The organism is Pectobacterium peruviense, from assembly GCF_002847345.1.
Classification (GTDB): Bacteria; Pseudomonadota; Gammaproteobacteria; order Enterobacterales; family Enterobacteriaceae; genus Pectobacterium; species Pectobacterium peruviense.
In genome coordinates, this window is the sequence record NZ_LXFV01000051.1 from 1 (window position 1) to 357 (window position 357).

Consider the following 357-nt stretch of genomic DNA (forward strand, 5'->3'; position numbering starts at 1 on the left):
GCGATGGAACTGTAAATATCACATAGTTTTTGCGCCGAAGTACCGAAGGCAGGTGTTCTACGGGGAAAAACGCAAAGCGATAGGCAGTATTTTAAGAAAGCTGTGCGAATGGAAAAACGTGAATATTCTGGAAGCGGAATGCTGTGTGGATCACATCCATATGCTTCTGGAAATCCCGCCTAAGATGAGTGTCTCGGGATTTATGGGGTACCTAAAGGGAAAGAGCAGCCTGATGCTTTATGAGCAGTTTGGCGATTTGAAGTTCAAATACCGTAACAGGGAATTTTGGTGCCGAGGGTATTACGTTGATACGGTAGGGAAAAACACGGTCAGGATACAAGAATACATAAAGCACCA

The 357-nt window shown here is 44.5% G+C and carries 1 protein-coding gene; it reads left to right on the plus strand.

The features are described 5' to 3' along the window. The coding region (gene tnpA / locus A0G03_RS20595) for an IS200/IS605 family transposase (protein WP_101749549.1) at nucleotides 1–357 on the plus strand (357 nt) is incomplete at both ends.